Origin of the sequence: Flavobacterium quisquiliarum (assembly GCF_019308285.1) — a bacterium.
Classification (GTDB): Bacteria; Bacteroidota; Bacteroidia; order Flavobacteriales; family Flavobacteriaceae; genus Flavobacterium; species Flavobacterium quisquiliarum.
In genome coordinates this window covers 1-21,987 of sequence record NZ_WWEM01000023.1, presented here as the reverse complement: position 1 = coordinate 21,987, position 21,987 = coordinate 1, and the positions used below count along the sequence as shown (strand labels likewise).

15 protein-coding genes are annotated in these 21,987 nt (G+C 36.0%); 1 reads left to right on the top strand and 14 read right to left on the bottom strand.

What is annotated here, in order from left to right; genetic code table 11:
• Positions 1-16 precede the first annotated feature (16 nt).
• From GSY47_RS11050 to GSY47_RS10985, 14 genes are all read right to left on the bottom strand, one after another.
• A complete protein-coding gene (locus tag GSY47_RS11050) occupies positions 17-241 on the bottom strand; it encodes a hypothetical protein (protein ID WP_012024726.1) in 225 nt (74 codons plus the stop codon).
• Between the two features lie 306 nt (positions 242-547).
• A complete protein-coding gene (locus GSY47_RS11045) occupies positions 548-703 on the bottom strand; it encodes a hypothetical protein (RefSeq protein ID WP_219071274.1) in 156 nt (51 codons plus the stop codon).
• A gap of 268 nt (positions 704-971) precedes the next feature.
• Positions 972-1,541: a hypothetical protein gene (locus tag GSY47_RS11040; protein WP_219071273.1), complete on the bottom strand. Its 570-nt coding sequence runs from the start codon at positions 1,539-1,541 to the stop codon at positions 972-974.
• A gap of 1,080 nt (positions 1,542-2,621) precedes the next feature.
• A complete protein-coding gene (locus GSY47_RS11035) occupies positions 2,622-3,038 on the bottom strand; it encodes a hypothetical protein (protein WP_219071272.1) in 417 nt (138 codons plus the stop codon).
• Between the two features lie 109 nt (positions 3,039-3,147).
• The gene (locus GSY47_RS11030; RefSeq protein ID WP_219071271.1) at positions 3,148-4,239 is read right to left on the bottom strand and encodes an MBL fold metallo-hydrolase; all 1,092 of its coding nucleotides are present in this window, start codon (positions 4,237-4,239) and stop codon (positions 3,148-3,150) included.
• Between the two features lie 3 nt (positions 4,240-4,242).
• Positions 4,243-8,985 carry an AVAST type 2 anti-phage system protein Avs2 gene (gene avs2 / locus GSY47_RS11025; RefSeq protein ID WP_219071270.1) on the bottom strand — a complete coding sequence of 1,581 codons (4,743 nt, stop codon included), beginning with the start codon at positions 8,983-8,985 and terminating at the stop codon, positions 4,243-4,245.
• Positions 8,986-9,438: 453 nt separating this feature from the next.
• Positions 9,439-10,461 carry a CBASS cGAMP-activated phospholipase gene (locus GSY47_RS11020; protein ID WP_219071269.1) on the bottom strand — a complete coding sequence of 341 codons (1,023 nt, stop codon included), beginning with the start codon at positions 10,459-10,461 and terminating at the stop codon, positions 9,439-9,441.
• Between the two features lie 60 nt (positions 10,462-10,521).
• Positions 10,522-12,081, bottom strand: coding sequence for a nucleotidyltransferase (locus GSY47_RS11015; RefSeq protein ID WP_219071268.1), 1,560 nt, complete (start codon positions 12,079-12,081; stop codon positions 10,522-10,524).
• 728 nt (positions 12,082-12,809) lie between these two features.
• A complete protein-coding gene (locus GSY47_RS11010; RefSeq protein WP_219071267.1) occupies positions 12,810-13,784 on the bottom strand; it encodes a hypothetical protein in 975 nt (324 codons plus the stop codon).
• Positions 13,785-13,786: 2 nt separating this feature from the next.
• Positions 13,787-15,691, bottom strand: a complete 1,905-nt coding sequence (locus GSY47_RS11005; protein ID WP_219071266.1) for an AAA family ATPase — start codon at positions 15,689-15,691, stop codon at positions 13,787-13,789.
• Positions 15,692-15,719: 28 nt separating this feature from the next.
• Positions 15,720-16,844, bottom strand: coding sequence for a DUF4238 domain-containing protein (locus tag GSY47_RS11000; RefSeq protein WP_219071265.1), 1,125 nt, complete (start codon positions 16,842-16,844; stop codon positions 15,720-15,722).
• A gap of 822 nt (positions 16,845-17,666) precedes the next feature.
• Positions 17,667-19,655 (bottom strand): conjugal transfer protein MobC, encoded by a 1,989-nt coding sequence (mobC, locus tag GSY47_RS10995; protein ID WP_219071299.1) that lies wholly within the window; start codon positions 19,653-19,655, stop codon positions 17,667-17,669.
• Positions 19,656-19,673: 18 nt separating this feature from the next.
• Positions 19,674-20,924, bottom strand: coding sequence for a relaxase/mobilization nuclease domain-containing protein (locus GSY47_RS10990; protein WP_219071188.1), 1,251 nt, complete (start codon positions 20,922-20,924; stop codon positions 19,674-19,676).
• The gene (locus GSY47_RS10985) at positions 20,909-21,301 is read right to left on the bottom strand and encodes a plasmid mobilization protein (protein ID WP_219071189.1); all 393 of its coding nucleotides are present in this window, start codon (positions 21,299-21,301) and stop codon (positions 20,909-20,911) included. Before GSY47_RS10985 ends, GSY47_RS10990 begins: the two co-directional genes overlap by 16 nt.
• Before the next feature lie 405 nt (positions 21,302-21,706).
• Here GSY47_RS10985 and GSY47_RS10980 point away from each other — a divergent pair.
• Positions 21,707-21,987, top strand: a 281-nt coding sequence (locus GSY47_RS10980; protein WP_219071190.1) for a hypothetical protein, incomplete at its 3' end; no start/stop codon positions are given.

The window sequence follows — 21,987 nt, the reverse complement described above, 5'->3', positions numbered from 1 at the left end:
GGAAAAAGTAATATCTTTAATCCTCATCATCTTCATCTGCCTCAGATTCATCTAAAGTTCTTCTGTCGGCATCGTCATGATCCAGTTCGGTAGGCTGGTGGTCGGCAGACCTTTCGTCTTTATAATGCTGGTTCACGCCAGGATCGGTATGTTCCATGGTTTCGGACTGGATGGATTCTTCCCCCATATGATACAGACTGTCGTCCTGACGGTAAGTATCGTAGTTTTCTTGTGGTATCATAATGTTAAAATTAGATAGTTAATAAATGCTGCTTTATCTGCAGTCTTTTCTTTTCTTGTAATTTAAAGAGCAGTAAAGTTACGGTAGAAAGAGCCGGACTATATTACAGTCTGTATCTGTTTAATTACATTATTTTCAGATTATTATTGTTTTTACTGTCAGCCAATTAAATGCAAAGGTCATTCCTGTGCGCACTGTAGCACGCATCCTGATGGGGAAAGGACGTATTAAAAGGATGCAATACAAGAATGCAGACTCAGAAACTGTTATAAGGCGACTGAGAGCTGCCAAGCTTTCCTGCATTCATTAATTTTTTGAAACAGCAAGTGAGTCGTTTTTGATTATATAATTTTCTTTGCGGTTCGAGGCATCATTTTCATCTTCGCATAGTGCTTCACAGCTGATGTGCAGCGCCGCCATTAAAACCGATAGTATCACAACTTTGGAAAATAGTGCTTTCATAAACATTTGTTTTTTGGTTAGCTTAAAATGTACTTGACTCAATAAAAATAAAGTACGCTCAAAATCCTGTTCTTACATTTTTTTTGCCCTTTGTTATATAATTTTAAGCAGCTAGGATGTATGTGATAATTCAGCAATATAGGCTGATTGGCAATAGGCAGATTATTAAATGGATGGAGTACCCGGCTGTCTGATGCGGTTATAAAAGGAAATCACATAAAAAAAACCGTTATTGGTAACGGTTTTATATGGAAAAAAAATAAGAGTATTAAAATTTTCGCTGGGATGGTCTGTAATTGTGGACTGCACCATTATCTGTTTCATCTCGGACGCGTTCATCTTCTTTAAGCTCCTCGTTGCCAAGTTCCCCAATTTCAAATTCCTTGTTTACGGGATTATCGTGATCGGGTTCAATGGTTTCAAAGCCGCCGTTTTGAGTTTCATCACTCTGGGGCGCATCAATGTCAGTTTCAAAACCTTCAGAAGGATCATTATTTATAAGATCCTCTTCAATGTCCTTCTCGGTTATATCTTTGGATCCGCTGTCGGATTCATTATCAAGATTTTCTGAATCGTATGGATTACTGTCTTTATCACTGTCCTGCACGTCTGAATTGCGGACTTTTAATTTCTGCTGCTCCGCGTCTGAAGGTTTTTGTTGATCGGAACTGCTGCCGATCTCTTCCGTGCTCAGATCATCTGCATAATCGGGTTCGGCATTCTCTGTAAACGGGTGGGCGTCAGGGGAGGCAGTTTTCTGCTGTCCCTGCTTGCCTAATGCTGTATTTTGGAAATTTTTGTCATCCTGACGCTCATTTTCCTTTGTATCTGTTTTCATAACATTATATTTTTAAATTAATTTTTTGCTGTCGTCTGTCGCTAAGAGATTGTCCCGCAGGGAGGATCGTTGCGGCCGTGTAATTCTTTCTTACCAAAATTATAGCGGAGAGGTACAATTTTCTTTACAGAATAATGAATTCCAGTTATAAAATAGCTATCAGACAAGCAGGCAGATCCAATATCATACGGGTAAATGCTTCAAATACTGATATGCAGCATAGCTGCTGCATCAAGCTGCTTTGCTGCAAACAATAATTCTCTCGAAAAGAACATTTGTGACAGGGAAAATCATCCAGCCGAATGTTGCCGCAGCACAGGGAATGATAGGCGTGGCAGTTGAGAAACATGATTTATTTTTTGCGTTTTAAAATTTCGTCTTTATTGTTAGGTTTGAAAGAGACGCATGCGCATCTCCTCACGGCGTCAAATCCGTAGTGGGTTTTCATCCTGTCCATTGCCTGATAGAGCGACAGCATTTCTTCAGTATCTTTGAACAGGACAATCTGATAGGTTTCCCTGACCAGTCCGCTGAGTACAACTGTGTAATTGATGTGGGTATACAGTTTCGAACCTAAAGACGGCAAACCCTTATTTTGCTGGATTTGTGGTTTCCTAAAATTGGGAGTGCCATGATTTTGCCACAAAACTTAAAATGTCTATTTACAAAATAAATTCTAGATGAGTTATGGTATATTTGTTGCGGATGAAGAGGTTCCGCATTTAATTTCTATTATTGGTAGTGTTTAAAAGGGTTTATAAAATTATTTACTAAGGACCTAGTAAAAAAAGTGTAGTTCAATTTTTTAAAAGTGTTTGGTATACCCGCATAATTTTTATTAAAATGAAAATTATAAAGTGCAAGAAACAACTAAATGTTTTTTTTTGAATTTTGAAATTTTGTACTTAAACACTTCGCATGGAATTGTGTTTAAGACCTATCAAGGTAAGCTTTGTAAATTTAGTTATATTATTTTGAAATACTTTTGATTTAATTTGGCTATGTTAACAGGAAAGATAGCCAGAGCGGTAAATTATTAAAAATAAAGAAGATGGTGCTAAAAAATGATATCTCCTGAAGTTATTTTATATCTAAATCATCATTAATTTCAGGTGATTTATATTCAATTTTAATAGAATAGTTAAAATCATTTTCACAATCCCCATACGTCCTTCTTCCTTTTGGAGTTCCTTCCTTTCCTTGGCAGTAAGCATTTCCTGCTGCTTCCGTTTTTTTATTGAAATATAAACCTCGAATAATATCTCCGATATTGAAGCCTCCATTATAACATTTAGGATTATTACAATTTATAAATTCACCAATGTTATGTTTTCCATAATCAGAAAGGCCGTAACCACGATAAACACCTTTTCCTGATTCATTGACTTCAACTGAAATTTTATCAATTTCAGGAAAGGCTTTTTCAAATGTGGTTTTTTGATTAAATATAAAATTGGTTTCATTGAAGACATCCTGTGCTTTCTTTCTTGGTTCCATCATTCTTTTTTTTGATATTATCAAATTTAATCAAATCAGATGAGATTAGTAATTAGAAATTTTATATTTAACAAATTAAGCGTTACCGTAAAAATGATCATAAAATAGTTTACTTCGAAATATCTATTTTTAGATATTTTGAATTTTTTAAATAATGTACATTAAATTTCAATTCATTATAAATTTCTGTACCATCAACTTTAAAAATACTTCTTAGTAATTCGTTGTCATATGTAAAGTAAAAATTATAAACCGACCCTTTTGATCTATTTTTATTTCGTAGAATTCTTGCTAAACATTTTTTTTCGGGTAAATTATATTTGTTTTCTCCGTTTACACTAAAGAGGTAATTATTACATTTGATAAAACTATAAAGTTCACTGTTATTATTTCCACTGCTGCCGTGATGCGACACTTTCACCCAATCGCATTCAAATTGATTTTCTTTAGAATATCCCAACTTTTCTAATGATTTAATTACATCGTTAGGATGCGAATCAGCCAGCCACAATATTTTACGGTTCTTAAATTCTGTGATAAGTGATATACTACTGCCATTTTCTACAGATTTATCTTCTACGAAATCTTCAATCTCGAATTCTAATAACCTTATTAAATAATCGTTATCTTTGATTGCTTTTGCATCACTTACAGAATCTAATTCATGACGCTCTAATTCATTTGAGCTATCAATTGGATATTTATTCCGTAACTTATTCAATTTTGTACTGGAGGGAGTTAACAGCGTTAATATTAAACCAAATAAGTTTCTGGTTTGTAAGTCAGCAGTAATATCTTTTTCGGGTAGCTTTTTATTTGTCTTTAAGTACTCATAAATTATATCTGCTTGATTTATGCTTGATGCATTGCTAATCTTACTATTTGGTTTATGTGCGTTTACAGTAATAAATCTCGGAACATTGTAGTACCATTGAGTAACAACATCTTCTAATTCGCCAGACTTTATTAAATCTAAGTATTTAAGAACCCCGCCGATATGATCGTCATGGATATGGGAGAGTATCCATAAATCAATATATTCTCCCATTTCTTTTAAATTTAAAATTTCCTCTAATAAAATTGGACGAAATGTTCTTTGATGTCCCGAATCGATAAAAATATTGTGAAATTTCTGGTCGTTACCTAAAAATCTGATTTTAGCCGCATCACCGCATTCTGCTTTGTAAAACTGAATTTCCATATTTTATTCTCTTTCAAATGAATTTATATTACCGTGAATTTCGTTATTCTCAAGGAAATAGACACCGCTTAATTGCGTTTGATAATTAGTTTGGCTTCTTGAATTATAAGACATTTTTTCCCCAAGGATCATCCAAAATATATCCAAATTATTCGCTTGTAAAAAATTGATAAATTCATTCTTTTTTACCAGCACACCGCTGTTTTTTTGGTTTGTAACAACTATCTGATTTAGGTCGTTTTTAAACTCACCATCAATCGGAGCATATTGCAGGTTCATGCCTTCAAAAATAGTTTTGCATGGCATTTGGTAGCTAAACTGTGCTCCAGATTTATCATCACTCATATTGCTTACTGCATTTGAAGTGGCAATTATTACTTTAAAACTTGAGTCTTGTATCGTTTCCCATTTTTTTTCGATATCACTGTCAAAGTAGGCTGGGGACCAAAATTTTTCACGATTTATTAAATTAGTATGTTCCCTGCTTTCCGGCATCCAATTTCCCCAGAAATTTTTTTGTGAAAGCCAGTTTATTATTCTTTTTTTATGTTTTTTATCAATAAGATAAGCTTGGACTTTGTAAAACATTTCCTTTCGATGTACTTCGTATTTGTCTTCTCCCATTGGTTTTGGTTCATCCCATGAACTGAATTTCTTTAAACAAAGCCAATTGTCATTTTTTAAATCTTTTTTATCCAATACCTTTTTTGGATCTGGTAAATCTTCAAGCTTATTAATCCATTGGGAAATTGGCTGATTCCAGTACCTGTAATCCTCATCTTCCCACCATTCTTTTTCTTCATTTAAAACACCTAAGTCATCTTTCTCTTCCTCTTCCTCAACGTTTTTAACAATAAATGCAGGATCAATGTCCCTTATATACAGTTGCCAAGCGCCTTTATAAAATTCATATTTCTTGTCATCGCTCCAATTGAATTTAGAGAGCATATAGTTATCCGAGATGATTGCGAGAATTTCAAATAGAGCAATCTTTTGATATTTCTTACCTATGCGGTCAACTTTGTTCTCTCTGCTGTAATTGAACCGACTAAGATGTTCATCAAATTTTCCATGCAGTTTAAAATTATAACCAAGTTCAAAAGTCCTTTCAATTATCCAATACTTAAAAGAGTGTATATCAGATTTATCTAAGTGTGAAGATTTATCCTCGTATTTCGACTTTAAGAATGGTAAAACTTTATTAACTACGTACGTATGTTCATATTGATCATCCTTAAAATTCTCATCGATGAAAATTATATACTCAGATATTAATTTATCTAATTGTTCTATCCTTTCTTTAATCTTCTCAGTTCCTAAAGTATATCTTAAATTGCGTTGTTTTGAGTATTTTCTTTTTAATTCCTTGATAGAAGCAAAGTCCCTTAAAAGTTTTCTTTTGTTTGCTTTTAATGATTTATAAAATATTTTATATTCCATTTCAAAGGTAAAGCTTGTTGGGGCAAAATCGTCCAAACAGGAATCAATGTGTTTGCTGAAATCACCGAAGCCGGTAACGGAATGATATACTCTGTTATTCATTAATTTGTAGGTTCTCTTTGTCTCGGGATCATCGTAAGGGAAATTATACTTTAAAACCTGTTCGTTTGTAGGTAATACTTCGGGAAGTTTACTTTTATATGGAGGTCTTACATAACTAAGATCAACTTTAAGTTTAGGATTTTTATAAAGTGCAAACTCAATTATATTTCGGGCATAGTCCCTTAATAAAATGTGTTTTGGCGGACTTTGATTTTTAAATATTAAAGCATATACGACTAAAGCTATTTTGTTGACGGCAGAATTGTTTCCCGTCCTTAATATACATCCATAAGCTACAGCATATAGTCTCTCAGAGATATATGGATCATCTATATTTTTAAATTTTTTTAAGATCCATAATAATACCTCTGGCTGCTCTTCTAAAAGATTTACCAATGCTTTCGTCGCTTCATCGCGTACTTTTATGATCGTTGCGCTTAATACCCATGTTAAGGTTTGTGCGGTTAATCGTGCCGTGTCAAAATCTAACTTGTCTGATATGTTAGGCGTCCATGCCCAATCAATTAAACGTCTGAGCGGAAAAGCTATATTATCGTCGTTAAATCCTGTAAAATATCTCAAATGCTCTTGCCAAAAGCTATCTCTCTCCGGCATTTTGTATCTCTTTAAGATCCTTGATAATCGGTCGCTGTTAAATGGATGATCTTTTATGGTTGATAATTCTGATAGTTTGTGAAAATATTCATCATCAGGGATAATAAAATATTCTCCTTTGAACCAGTTGATAAGCTTTTCATCGTTAATACTTTCAATCTTTCTCCAGTTAAAGCTATCCAATAAAAACGTATTGATTTGCCCGGAAACATAATATTTGTCATATTTATTTTTATCGGATAAAAAGTACCAGTAGTAAACCTCAAAAATTTCAAGATTAAATTTTTCGGGCAATAAAATAGAAAATGCTTCTAGAATTCCATCATTGAACCAATAATGGTATCTATCTGCAATTAGCTGTCCAAAATTGGTTTCTTCTTTGAAAGCCTCCATAACTTCGGATGTGGAATTATATTTTGTAAGTAGTTCGTCAGCTACGTAGAAGTCTCCAAATCTCTGATAAGCAAAATATATAATTTCCTCAGTTTTGTCAGTTTCATGATTTATCTGTGGATTGGTTATAAATATATTTTCTTCAATAAGATCATTTAATAGCATTTTGTGGTCAGGAAATTCTTTTTTCAGTAGAATTTTAACATCTTTAAGCAATAAGGATTGATTTCCTTTATTGTAATTCTCAAAAGCTACTTTGTGAATCGCTTCTGTAACAACATTAGTATATTTATACTCCTCACGTTTTTTCTGAAATTTTACGTTTATTGTATCGATGTAAACTTCAAATATCTTGCTTATACCCTGAAATCCTTGAGGAAAGGTTTTATCAGGTAGGTTTTTGACGGCATTGCAAATCAACTGAAGAAAAAGAGGTTTTGTAAATTCCGGTGCTAAAATAGGAAAATGAGGCTGCTTTAATTCATGAAATTCGCAAAATAGCTTTAATGCTGCATATTCATTGCCTTTGAAACCTTCATGAGTATAGAAAGTAAATAAGGGATTATTTTGCACATGTTCGGGAATGACAAAATTTAGATACGTAGTTCTAATGGTTAAAACGATCCCTATATATGGATATTTTTTAAATTCATTTACGAACCCTGCGATTTGCGGTTCCCATAAATTAGCTCCTGCACCTTCATTAATAGCATCAATTAATATTAAAACTCGCGAACCGATTTGCTTCCCGATATTGTTTAATGTTTCTAAGAACATTTCCTTGTTAGCGAAGGAAACTTCCAGGTTCGAATAGATATTTTCCCAGATTGTTTTTGATTCAACAAAATGCTGTCCGAGCAATAGTAATGTTGGTAAATCTCTCCTAATCCTCGTCAGAGCTATATCTCCGAGTAAATGGGATTTACCATTTCCTGCATCACCTTTAATAAATAAAAAAGGATTATTAGCTAAATTTATGTTTACGTTATCTGAAATGTTTTCAATAAATTGATCATTACATCGGCCTATTTCTCTCAATCTGCTGATTTCTCCTTCAAAAGGAGACCGATAGCTGTAATCTTTTTTAACGCCTTTATTTTTCTCTTCTTCTTCTCTTTGTAATTTATAAAGTTCTCTTGTTTTTATATTAATAGTATCATTGATCTCATTTAAGGAGCTTAAAATCCACTCCACGTCAATTTTTTCGGTAACAGATTTTTTTTGCTTTTTGATCCACTCGGTAACTTCTTGTTTAATCTGATTATTTTTAGATTCTATATCGTCAAGATGAATATTATTTTGCATTCGTCCATAACCATTATCAAGAATCCATCTATCAACTAAATTTAAAAAACGCTTAAAAAACAGATTGTCTTTTGCTATGTCATTAAAAATTCTAGCAATTGGTAATTTAAAGTTCAAATCTTCATTAAATCTCGGGCCTAAATTTTGGATTGCGTTATGAATATGATGAGAAAAAAAATCCCTGGTAAAACCAAAATTTCCAAGATAGCTGAATGCTATCCTGCTGTAATAGTTTTTGTCTAATATTTCATTTAGAGTTTCTATGTACTGGCAATAAATTACTCTTCCTTTATCTTCCGGTCTAAACCTTGTAAAGATCCCAAACAGGTAAATCTCATTTTCTGCAATCAGAAAGACACCACTTCCAGAAAATCCCTGCGTATTGTAATCTGTATAATCTTCATGAAGCTGTATTTGAAATTTCTTATCTATATCAACATGCTGGAGCCAGGTAGGATATAATACCGCCAGCTCTTCGCTAAAAGTGGCTTTTGGAAAGCCTTTGATAATAAATTTTTGATAAGTATCTTTTTCCTTTATTACCTTTATAGTTGGAATTGTTTCTATAATGCTCTGGATTACAGATTTTTCAATAATAAGTACTGCAACATCTTTGTTTATATTGCTAAATAATAAATCAGGATTTATTTTATGGGTAAGCTTGTCGTATTTCTTTGTTTTTGAATTATAAATATCAATATTGATGTTTTCCCTTAAGTCATTAAAACTATCACCATCTTTAAAAAGACAATGTGATGCTGTTAAAATATATAACTTGTCGCTTAGATTTTGGTGAGAATAAATTATGCCGGTTCCAGTAAATTTTAAAGTATCTGAATCCTGTAGTCTAACTGTAAGCTGGGTTAATTTAAGGTCGTTTTCTTCCTTCATATTATTGAGAATATATATTTACGAAATTAAGCTTCAAAAGTTATATGTCAATAGTGATTTATATTTAGAGCTTATATTATGTATTGATAATAAAAAGCATGACAAATGAGTTGTTTGTTGGAGGGATAAAGATTATTCAATTTTCCTAAATTTTCGCTTTGTTTTTAGCTAAATCCTAATGGCAATATATACCAAATATCAAAATGGCTGATAAATGTAATTACTAAAACATTTTTATTCACTTAATAAATAAAAATACAAGTGACCTATTTTCTTTTTTAGTTGATTTACAAGAGAGAATCTGTATGTGTTTTTCTGAAATTTTCAATGGAAATTGTAAAAGTCCGTAGCAGTTTTGTGCTTCTTACGAGATGTTGTACTCTAATATTTCCCCACGTTGTCAACTTATTTTCTGTTTTAGTTATTGCCCTAATGTCACCGCCTTGTGAATCTTTAACCATTACTAAAATGTTTTATAATTGTAGTTGCATCTTCGTGAAATTTATATGCCGCTTTTTGAGCCAAAGCTTCAAGTTTATCTTTATCTGTTTCGTCCATTTCAATGTTTAATGTGCCGTCAAGCTCTGCATTTATTCTGTAGTAGATAAAATTGGGGTGGGTTGCTTTTTCCTTATCAATACCATTCTGCATAATGGTTACTAAATTTTCAATCTCCTGTGACTGCGCCTGCATGAATAGTTCAATCAGCCGTTTCCTTTTTCTATTGATCCAGTATAAAATCCCCCAGTTTTCTCTTTTGGCACCATCAGAGAATTTTTGAAAACCGGTCCCTATCGATAAAATATTTAAATTGCTCTTTTCTTTGTAAAAAGCCTGCTCTGCTTCGATTATTCCGATTAAAGTGGGATTGTTTGCAAAAACACCGCCGTCAATTTTATTTTTAAAAGGTTTCTTAACGCCCTGTTCGGTCAGGTATTCGGATGAATACGGAGTAAAATAAGTGGGAGCGGCAGCAGTTGCTAATGCAGCCTGATAGGCAGGAATATGATAATCTCTGGTGAAATTTGGATGATAATCATTCTTTAGAACCGATGGTTTTCCTTCCAGCAAATCGAATATGGGTATGCATACATTGGTTTTGCAGTCCTTTAGAATCGGATCTTTGCCATCGTTATAGTCGCTGAATTTATCCTTAATTAATTTTTCAAGTGTTTTTCTCTCATGAGATGCACTATAAAGCTGCTTAACAAAGGATTTTTTATGCCCAAAAATGTCGTATGCGTTATTTACATACAGATCATAAATCTCTCTCGCTGGAATACCTAGGGCAAGGGCTATAGCCATAATACCTCCTGTGGAAGTGCCGCATATTAAATCAAAATTTTGGTAAATCTGCCACTTTTCTACACCCTTCCGTTGCAGTTCTTCCTCAAAACTGGCTAAATACATGGCAGGAAAAACACCTCTGATACCGCCGCCGTCTATGGAAAGGATTTTGAATTTTTTGTCTTTCATTACTGTAGTCATAGGATTTAAACGTTACTGATTGATTTCATTGTTCATGAAATTTAGTTCTTATCTGATATTTACAAAAAATTCAGAACTGCGTGCAACGCATACCCCATCTTTAACTATAAAACATTCTATCCAATGTGTTCCCGTGTATCCGGAATGTTCTTTTTGCACCAAGCCTCCTTTCCCAAGCGTCTGAGCGCTGAAAATTCCCCCTCTTCGGCCCAAATACGAATTTTCAGCTTCCGCTCCGGTATTTACAACCTGCCAGAAGACATCGTAAGGTTTAGGGACATTTGTGGTTGCAGTGAAATATATTTCGCAGCCTTTTGGCAGTACACTCTGGGCAGTAATGGATTTTGACTTTTTATAGTCCGTAATGTCCTTAAATCTGCCGTATATTTCACAATTATACGATAAAGACATGCGCCAGCGAGGCTGTTCACGATGTGATACCGATAGCAATTGCGGGGAGTAATTGGCAGGTTTTAAATTTTCCGTGATTAATTCGTCATATCCCAGATTTCGAACAGCTTCATTGACAGGTCTCGTGCCCAGAATATTTTTGAGCAGTCTGTAGGCTTGTGAAGGATCCATCTCAGTTAACGCTCTAAAGTCACTTTTTGCTTTTTCCAGCCACTCAAAGAATTTATCTTCTTTCTCAGGTTCCCCAGGCCATTTGTCACCGAAGTTTTCCTCAGCATTGACAGGATTTTCAATATACCAGATCTCCCTACCGTGCTTTTCGCTGTAAATTCTGCGCATATGTAACTGCATGGTTTCAAGGATGTTCACAAGCCCCTGTATTATATTTGCTTCTTTTTGGTAGGCTTTTGCGGCTAAGGTTGTTATGATGACGGAAATAGGCTTATGTTCATCACCGCCGAACATGATGTCCCTATGGCGTTTTAAAATCTGTATTATCCTGAGCAATGGCTCCTTGCTTTTCTTGTAACCCGGCAGCGGAGTTACGCTCTCACTAGCTAAAACTCTTTTTAATTGATTAATGTTGCTTCTCTCTTTGAACCATGCCGCATATCCAAAAGGATTGCTTTTGAGCCAATAGTTTGGATTAGTTTCAGTGGTATAGTTGTATTCTCTCTTATCGGTTATTCTCAATGAAATATTCTCCAGATCCGATGGACTTAGATTACGGAATGATTTTTCGTCTAAATTAACATGGTTATTATTGCCAATCATAGCTGGCAGGATATCCAGGTGAAATTTGTCGCAAGAATAAATTAACGTCCAGCAACGATTACCTTCCTCATCCAGCATTCTTTTGTAATCTTCATTATTATAAAGTAGCTGGTCTCTGACCGCATCTTTGAGGTTTTTTTGTACCCAGTCGCTTTTTTTTCCTTTCAGGCGGCAGACCAGATCCACATCCAGTTCATCGTCTTCCATAATGGGTCTGATCATAGTACCTAAAAGGAAAGAACCCTGAGGTAATATTTCTGGCTGGTACAGGCTTAACAGCGAACCTTCTTGTGAGAGCTGATTGGCCACGGCAGTATATCTTTTTTCAACTGTTTCATGCTGCGCCTGGGTAATATCTAGTATCTGCCCTATATTTTCAAGGAGATCATTTATTTTTGTGCTTGTCTTGAATAAATTTTCCATAATTACATTTAATTAATTGCGTTTGACTGCCTGAAATTCGATTTTAAGTTTGTGCTCACTACGTTTAATTTCCGCTTGAATTTATCAGGCATTGATTAGTATAGTCTTTCCAAAATGGCCCTGCTCCATAAAATAAGGCATAAACTACGGAAGGTTTGTGTAACTCTTCTTTTGAAATGGCTTATCTCTGCATCCGGCAGCATCTTATTTGCAAATAAACTTATTAACGAGATTTCCAAAGTATGTAAAACCGTAACTGAAATAAATTAATACACAGTGCGTAATAACTGCTTCCGCTTGGTCTCAAGTTGAATAAGGAAGTCCTGATTTTAAATTTCAAAAAGCAGTACAGAAATTTGGGGAATTTGACTGCAAGTCCTCTACTGGACAGTTTCTAAAGTTGTTGCTTTGCTTTGCATACTTACAAAGATTGTCAATTAAGCGATATAATTTATTGTTCTGCTATTAAAAATCTCCTCAATTATCAACATGTGATTTTTGCTTTTTAAATTGACAATACTCCAATGAAACTGTAGGAGGAAAGGATCTTTTTTGAAATGACCTGTATAAGTTATCAACAGCTTGTTGCGCTTTATGGACGAAATTATTGTAGGAATGCTTTTAAATTAATGGCTGTAAATTCGCTTTTTGTTTTAAATAGTTTTCTATGAAATGGCATTTGGCTTTAATTTCGGCGAAATATTAGTTTAACAATTAGTAATACGCTGCTATACAAGTCCTAATTCTGCGGCGATATCCCGGGATAGTTTTGACAAAACCCTTTTCGAATAGTTTTTTTCATCGAGATAGTTTCCTGTAATGAATTGTTTGATATCTCCCTTATCTGCAAAAAGGGTACCTCCAAACTGGCTGTAAAGCGAATCGACATAATCTGCGTTATATATTTGCGCTTTTTTTATGAGTTCATCAATATAATCGCGATGCATATTATACAGTTCCTTAAGCCGAAATACAGAAACATTGTTCATCGATCTTCTGGATTTAGCATAATCGGCGCCAATTCCCTTTCTGAATTTAACCGTATAGGAACCGTCTTTGCCATTGATGAAATGTATAGAACGAGGCTGTATGGAAAACAAAATGTCATCGCCAAATCCTTCAATATAGGGATGCAGATTGCGTTTTAAACAGAATTTTTTGGTGTGCTTCAAATTCGCATTGCAGATGTGGCAGCTGGGCACAAGATTGTAAAAACTCAATTTCAAATAAGGATGCTGCTCTTGGGAGAAGAAATGGTCGTACTCAAATCTTGTCCCGTTTACCGCATCATTCCCCACTATAAAGGTATAGGATCTGTTGCAGTAGGGGCACACATTCGAATTGATCTTAACCCCCAGTTCATAGGCTTTCCACTTGCTGTAACTCTCATAGTAAAAAATGCAGTTTAAAATTTTAACAAATTTTGGGGTTAAAGGCTGGGGGAAAAGCTTTTCAAAGTCATCTATAAAGCCGCTCAGTTCTTTTGGTTTTGCCGTAAGAATAGAAAATCCCGCCGGATTTCTGAGGGTTTTTCCTTTAAGGAACTCCAGCCTTTCGCAGTAGTATCGAATATGGCCGAACTTAGAAATGTATTTGTCAAAAAGCTGGATAACATTCTGGGTTTTTCCCGGAAGTGCCCCACAGAGATTATTGTAATGGAACTCCCTTATGGATTCCTCTTTTTCTAAATAAATCTTTATCATCCCTATTCCCCTAATTTTCGTTCGATTCTATCCAGTCTCTCATGTATTTCCAAGTTGTATCGGTCATTGTATATCTGCATTAGTTTGTTCTTGATTATCGGTTCGCCGATCTGATGGATGAGCAGACGTGTTTTTTCCCTTTCCTCTGCAGAAATTTTTTTCCTGCTGGAAAGTGTGCTGATCACAGCATTGATCTTGGCGGCGGCGAATTCTCCGATAAGACCGTTTGTTACAAAAAAAGAATCGGATAAAAGGGTGTTAATGTTTGCAGCAAAGTTTTCCTTCTGGTCATTAAGGCTGTCCTTGACCACAACTCTGTAATCATAGGTGTCATTTTCCTCGATAAGGATTTTATCCAGAAATATAGTGTTGTAGTTGAGTACATCTGATGCCGGAATAGGGGAATTGGTCGTAAAGATTATCTGGAGATTTCGTTCTGTAACGCCGTCTGCCTTTAAAATTATAGGCAAGTATTCCAATATGTTCTTTACAAACTTTTTCTGCCAGGACGGATGCAGATAAACATCACCTTCATCAATAAGGATGATCAAGTTCTTTGCTAATTTTTCACCAGTTTTATATAGGTCTGTCAAAGAGAAAAACCTTGAATATATGTTGAGAAGTGCCTTTTCCCCCGAACTTAATTTTCGCCATACAAATTTCAGGTACGGATTGACTGAAAAAGTCTTGAGATAAGTTTGAATAAATTTTGTCAATAATTCCTTATTTTGAACTTTAATCGACAGCGTGGGATCTGTTACTGGATTAACAATACTTTGAATAAATTCAGGTTCGTTTTGTAGAATGAGTTCAATTAGTTCCCTAGTATGATAAACCATTGATTTGGCATGTTCAACATTTAGTCTGTTTTTACTTAAACTATTCTGCACTGCATCCAAAAAATAAGTCACTGCGTCGTGAAAAAATAGGTTCTTATAAGGAATGCCTTCAGGAGTAGAGTGAAAATCTTTGGTGAATTTTAATTCGAAGCCATTTTTATAACGATCAAGAGAAACAGCTATTGAAAGAATTTCTTTTATTAAATTCAGGATTGTAAATAAGATGAAGCGGTTGATCACTGCACTTCCTGTAATATTGTAATCAAAACCCTCCAGTAGATTTCCCTTTAGCAAAATAAACGTCTTTTGTATCTCGAAATTATTTTCAAATTGGCTATCACTTAATAGATATTCCAAATTGAAGTTTATATCCAAGGTTTCGGGAAGTTTAAAATTCACCCTGTTTTTGGAAACATCGTCAGTTATGAATTTTACCTGCCTGAAAACATCGTCCACAAGATGAACGCCGACAGGATTTTGATTTCCGGGCAGAATCGTTTTCTGTAAGATCGCCGCATTATGATCTTGAAAAATAAGGAAGTTGGTGGAAATATTGTGAAGGCCGTTTCTCTGGTAGCTAGGACTACCGTCAAAAATATTTGAAAAGTAAATAAAATCAGTATTGTCGAATCCATCGAAATCGAATCCTAGGTCAACCATTTTCCTTAATTTAGGGTCGTCTAAATATTTTTTTTCTATGACTTCTGCTTGGGTAATTACATCATTCACGTATTTGATTTCTTGGGTAGAAATGGCTTTGAATTCCGAATTATTTTTATAGACAACAATACATTCATCCTGTAGATTAATGCCTGTTGTAAAATTAGTGGTCATAAATTCCAGTATGCTGCTTTTTCCGGTTCCATTTTTACCGATTATAGTTGAGAGATTGACGACTTTGGCTCCCTCTGAATTAATATTATAAAAATCAGCTATGAATAATTCATTCCTGAAGGCAGTCAAGGTATTGGTTTGCGGTGAAAACTCAAATTTATATTCGCTTCCAAAATTGATGTTCTGATTTTTGAGACTGTTGAAATCTTTAATAAATAAGTAAACTATTTCCATGCTTGTTTATTTGTATTCTATGGTATTTTCATTGTATATTATCAATAATAGGTGTCAATCTGAACACCTGAAGGGTATTGCCCTTCAATTTGGTATTCTTTCTGTATTGATCTTCAATGGTCCGCATTCTCACTGCGCAGGATTTAGAGATAAAGTTTAACTTCTGGACAGACAGTTTTATATTCAGGTCCGAAACCCCCATCTCAATTAGCTGTGCCGTGAAGTTGTCATTGACTTTGGGCGGCTTAAGCGCATGCACGCTGATGAATCCGTCATTAGCCTTTTTGTATTTTTTAGATTTTTCGTGAAGCATCCTGATGTAATGTTCAGAGGCTCTGTGATTGAAATTTACTGTGGTCTCAGAATTGAGAAACTGCAGGATGTTCAGCTGGTCAATACTGCTTTTATCATCTATTTTTACAACCAGCTGTTTTTTGTTTCCCAATTTATAGATATCGGAATCGTAGACAGCCAGCATATGGGAATCGTTTAATGGCAGAAAGAATTGTATGCCCTTAAAACCATAGTCCCTCTGGCTGCAGAATTTCCATTTTCTCTTTTCCAAAAACTGGTTGTACATCACCAGCGGATTATCAGAAATAATAAAGGGACTGGCAGAGGTATTTTTAATAAGCTTGTATTTCAGATCCATTACATCCTTGGCAATCAGACCGGCAGATTGCAGTGAACTCATCTTTCCCTGATCGGTCTGTTCCTTCTCAAGACTGGGAATCATATCGGGGGAGACATTGCCCTCACTTATCTTAGATTTGGTGTTGCGTAGTTTCTGCGCAAAATAGTTTAAAATTTTAAAATGGACTGGATTCCTGAGGTCCAGAATAATCATGAACTGCATCATTTTAAAATGATCGGAACTTTGAAAAATAGGCAGTTTCTCAGTTTCCAGCATTTCCCGGAAAAGGGGAGCGCAGTCAGTTTCGTGTTTTGAAAGCCAGTCTTCGAGCTCTCCATCACGGCCATAAAAATTGGGACTGCTCAGCTGCGAGGGAATTGGCACCTGGATTCTGAATTGATTATGCCTGATGTTGTACATCCCAATCGTTTTTCTGTTGTTTTCATAAGAGAAGAAACGCTGAAAAAACTGCGGTACAAAATGGTGGTTTTTGGATCCTTTTTTTTGCCGGGGTGTCATTTTTATTAACTTTTCTCTTTCAATTTTCCTGATGAAGGGTCTTAGGATATAAAAGTACAATTTAAACAGGACTGTTTATGCGTATAAATACCTGAAAATAGCTAGCAGCAAACATTTATGATTTTTATTTCTCCATTTAGGTTTTTTATTGGAAACGATTTACAATAATTTAGACCAGCGCTGTTATTTATTTATGAAAAGAGAAGATTTGTTTAGATTACTTTTTTCAGTAACAAGGACCCGGAATTAGTATGGTTATTTGCGAAGAAATCATTAACAATTTACTCGCGCAAAATTTTATGCTGTTAAAATTGGTGCTTTTACGCCCGAGCCAGCCTAGAAAAGAGGATATTTTTCAGGACAGTGGCAAAACAATCATTTGAAAATGCTCAATAAATATATTTGTTATTGTTTTAACTTGTGATTGCTAAACATTTATACAGTTTTTTGGTTTAAGATCTGCCAATGGCCCGCACTTTATTAATAAATAGTATGATCGGATACAATGGTTCCGTTTTGAATTATTAAGATCGTAATAAATACAAGGTATTATGTAATTATTTAAGAGCATGCAGAGAAAAAAGTGTACCTCAAAATTTTAACGAATTTCTTTGTATAAAAAGACAGGTTAAGTACGATTTAAAAGCAAATACAATCTTAAATTTCCTGAAATTATGAAATTAAATTGATATTTTTCTTTTGATTGATATTTTTGAAACCTCCTTAAAATAACTCTTAATGGTAATTTTTAAGTAATTATAATTGTATGGACTTCATTCTGTCTTAAGGATTTGATTTCTTGCTTTATCAAGAATCTGAAGTTCATTTTTCTTTTTTAAGAACCAGGGAGGAAAGCGCAGGATTTTTGATTATCCTTTCCATTTCGCTGTGGATTATTTCCTGAATCTCAATTTTGATCTGTAGATAATTTTTTTGGACGATAACATTATCAATTGTCCGTATGATTGGAATTTCTTTGTAATTATCTGTTTCTTTTTTAATTTTTTCGTGGTCGTTGATGATCTCGCAGTGAAAGGTTTTAAGCTCAACGCGGCAGTCTGGGTTATCGGCTGTCATGCCGACAAATTCCCCCGAACTCAGCGTAGAAATCTTGGACGGCGGCACTGCGGATTCGAGCTGTCTTGAACGGCTGATCGAGGTGTCGTTGCTGTTTATGGACAGGCTTTCGCGGTCCTGCATTATCTTTCCGAAACGCTCTGAGAGCTGTTTGGCCGTATCCCCGCTGACCTGTCCTGATACAATATTTCCAACAATGTTGACAATCACGTCAGCCTGCTCACGGCCGTAATCCTTACGAAGCTGGCTGAAGTCCTGAATCCCCAGACAGGTGCTCACTCTGTTGCTTCTTGCCGTCGCAATCAGACTGTCTATATTGTTGAGATAGATAGTGGGGAACTCGTCAAAAATAAGGCTGCTTTTGAGTTTTCCCTTCTGGTTTACCTGTTTGATGAGACGGCTGACAAAAAGGGAAAGCACTGCCCCATAAGTCTGTATTTTCTGCGGATTGTTTCCCATTGAAACAATTTTCGGATCAGATGGATTATTAATATCGAGGGTAAAATCACTGCCCGAAAGCACATAATAAAGCTGGGGCGAAGAGAGTTTAGCCAGCGAGATTTTAGCCGAAGCAATCTGCCCCTCCAGCTGGTCGACTGCCTCGTTCAGGAACGCACTTACAAAGGGATTGATCAGCACTTCGATTTCTTTTTCGGTTCTCAGAAGAGTGAAAAGACTTTCGTAATCGGTCTGGATCATTTCAATGACATGGGGCAGGGTGCAGTACTCGCCATCGCTGTATTTTCTAAGGTACCAGATGACCGCCGTCAGGAAATTTATTGGAGATTCCACAAAGAAATCTCCCTGTTTTTTGATCCATTCCCGATTGAGCCCCATAAGGATAGTGCGTGCCGATTCAGCAGCATCGGTAATGTCGGTCATTGCCGCTGGGTCCAGAGGATTGCACCTGTGGGTTCTGGATAGGTCATCGAAATTTATGATGTAAAATTTGGGCTCCACGGCATAAAGATGACGGAATTTCAGCCAGGCATTATAAGCAATAATAGTGAGGTCGTCGAACTTAAAATCATAGATGAACATGGAAAAACCTTTAGCGATGTGCTGGGTAATTACATGGCGGATTACGAAGTATGATTTTCCAGATCCGGGAGTTCCTGGAACCAGAATCCCGCGGAAGGGATTTATGATGTTAATCCAGCTGCTGCGCACTTTGTCTTTGAGGTGATAGCGGGCAGGAAGATTAACGGAATACTCATTTTCGATAAGCCTTTCCTCTTGAGGGAAAGTTTCATTTTCCTTATTGAAAATATCTGCTGAGGAGAGCTTTCTGCGGATAATGCGAGAGAGTAGGGTGCCGCTGGAAAGCGACAGCAGATAACCCAGAGAACACAAGGAAATATACATAACAGAACATACTTCAGTATCCGCAAATATTATAAAAGCGATATAAGAACCAAAGTAAAAAATCAGTCCAAGGCCGATATAATAAAACGCGGTTTTAAAATGCAGTTTTTCATCTTTTCTTCCTCTGGCGCCCATAAGGGAAATAACCAGCAGTCCAAGGGCAAAAAGCTTTGATTTATGGAAGCTCTCCAGAAGGCCGGTTCGATGGATATTCTCCAGAATTCTGCAGGCAAAATCAGGCGCAAGGTTCCACTGCCTGAACGAATCGAAGCAGTAAAAATAAAAATGGATGAGCAACACTGCGATGCCCATCAGTCTTGTCATGTCTAAAATCTTTCTAAGCGCCTGTTCATTTTCTCCTGTCTGCATGCTCATGATTTCTGCCTGTTAATTGTTATCGGAAGGTCCTTTTCTTTTTCTTTTTTTTCGCTTGTTTTTAAGCTGTTTGGGAACGTAATCTGACGGTGTTCCTGCATACAGCACATCATCAATTATCCGCTGCACCTCGGCTGCGGAAATAAAAGATCCCTGACTCTTAGCTGTTCTGTCTAAAACAGCCGACTGTTTTCCAAATTCAGAAGATCCGCCAATACGCTCAAGGAGTCCTTTGGCTGCATAAGCAGGTCCCAGACTGCTTCCGTTGAATACGCATCTTGTGTTATGATCTATGTAGGTCATGCCGTAGATCAAACCGTTCTCATTTTTTCTGGCTACAGCGGTGATACCCTGATTAGCCAGCCGGGTTTCAAGCTGCGAGAGCGTGATGGAAGGGTATTTCAAGAGCAGCAGATCCACGGCATTTCGGGTTCTTTTCATGTTTACCGCACGCGAAGTTTTGGACGCAGCAAAATTAATTTCAAGCTGGGAAAGGGTAGGCTTGGAATAAAAACTGCTGGCTTTTATCGGAACCCCGACAGTCTTTTTATTCCCGTCCAGAATCTGGTAGACCAGCCCTTTGTTCTGAAACATTTTTGAATTTTCCTTTCCCCTTTCTGCCTTGACGTTATAGAGGTTCAATACTGCGTTGAGCTCGCCCAGCGTGGTATATTTGTAATTCGGAATGACCGCATTCAATACTGAGCTGATGGCTCTTTTGGAATCCATCGCCCCATATTTTATTTTTTCCGCATCAATGGCGTTAATAAGCGCAGGACTCTGTTTTTTTCTCGAATCTGCCCGAATCAGATTAAAAGAGATTTCCAATTCTTTCCGAGCCGATTCAGACTGGTTTCTTCCAATGTTGTGCATGTTGATCCTTGATCCGTCTGCTCTAACATTTATCGAAGCAATATGGATATGCGGATGTCCTGCATCGTGATGCTGATAAACCAGATAAGGCTGCGAGCCGAATCCAATTTTCTCCATATAAGAAGAAGCAATCTGCATGAGTTTTTCTTTTGATAAATCCGTGTCCGAGCGGTCAAAATTCAGTGAGATATGCACTGCGGAGCGCTTGATATTTTCATTGAGCTGAAGCTGTTTTAAAAATACGCCGATCTTAAAATTTTCTGACATTTTTTCAAGATCCATCGGATAATTTCCCTCGCCGATGCACACAGCACAGCCTTGCGAAACTTTGTTCTCATTGTAGAAGAAAATGCCTCTTATCGATTGTCCTGTATTTATGACTGCAACCATTTTTGAGCGAGATTTTCAATGCTTTTTTTTATTTCTTCAATGAGGGAAAAATATCTGTTCCTGTCTGATTCAAAAGACAATATCCATATTCTGAAATCGGAAATTTCAAAAAGGGTATGGAGTTTTTTAACGCTCTGATTGAAATTATTGCCCATGAAATTCAGCTGTGTCCGTAGCTGGATAAGCTCCTGCAAAAGCTTATCTAATGACTCATTTCTGTACTTCATTACAATGGGTTTACGCAAGAGATTTCTGCGCACAAAATCACTGCGTTTGCGGCAGACTGATGCCTTGAAATTTTTATCAATAAAATCCAATTCTTCTTTGGTCAGCCGGATGTGGAGCCATCTGTTTCTGCCGCTGTTTTGCTCTTCCATAATCTTCTCTTTTTCATTCTATCCATTTCATTATATCTGAAAGTTTTACTGCCAGCGAGTTCCGAGCAGATGGGCAGCAAGATTTTTGGTTGTGATACAACCAGACATCTTGCTGACTGCAGAAAGCCGCAGTACGAAAGCTTTAATAAAGCCCCTTAGAGCCATATTTTAAGTTTATGTGAAGGTCTTACAGTTCCTTAATCATGTAAACCAGCTGCTGTTAATCTTCACCCTTTAATCGCGCACTAAAAAAGGGCTTTGAAATTCAGTATTGGGCTTAAGATAGAGCTAAATTAGAAAAGGATGGCAAGCCCTGCAATCCTCCCCAAATTTTGAGTAGGGTGAATAGGGAAGATCCTTTTTAATTTTACACTGAGCTAAGTATTAATTTTTAAATGATGAATTATGATTACAGCAAATGATGTAGCCAAAGTATTTGAAACCATTTTAAGTACACCAGGAATGAATGAGACTGTGAAAATGGATCTGAAAATTTCACGAAAAAATGTGCTCCTGTTAAGCCATCTCATACAGGATGGTCTGAAGATCAGGGAAGGGTCTTCGATGCTTTTAGAGAGTGTAAGTGAACAGAGGAAAGCAGAACTGGAGAGCCTGTCAGAGGAGTTCCTTCAGAAAGCTGGTCTTATAGACGTTCATGAAAAACTTGCAGAAATCAGCGCTTCGAT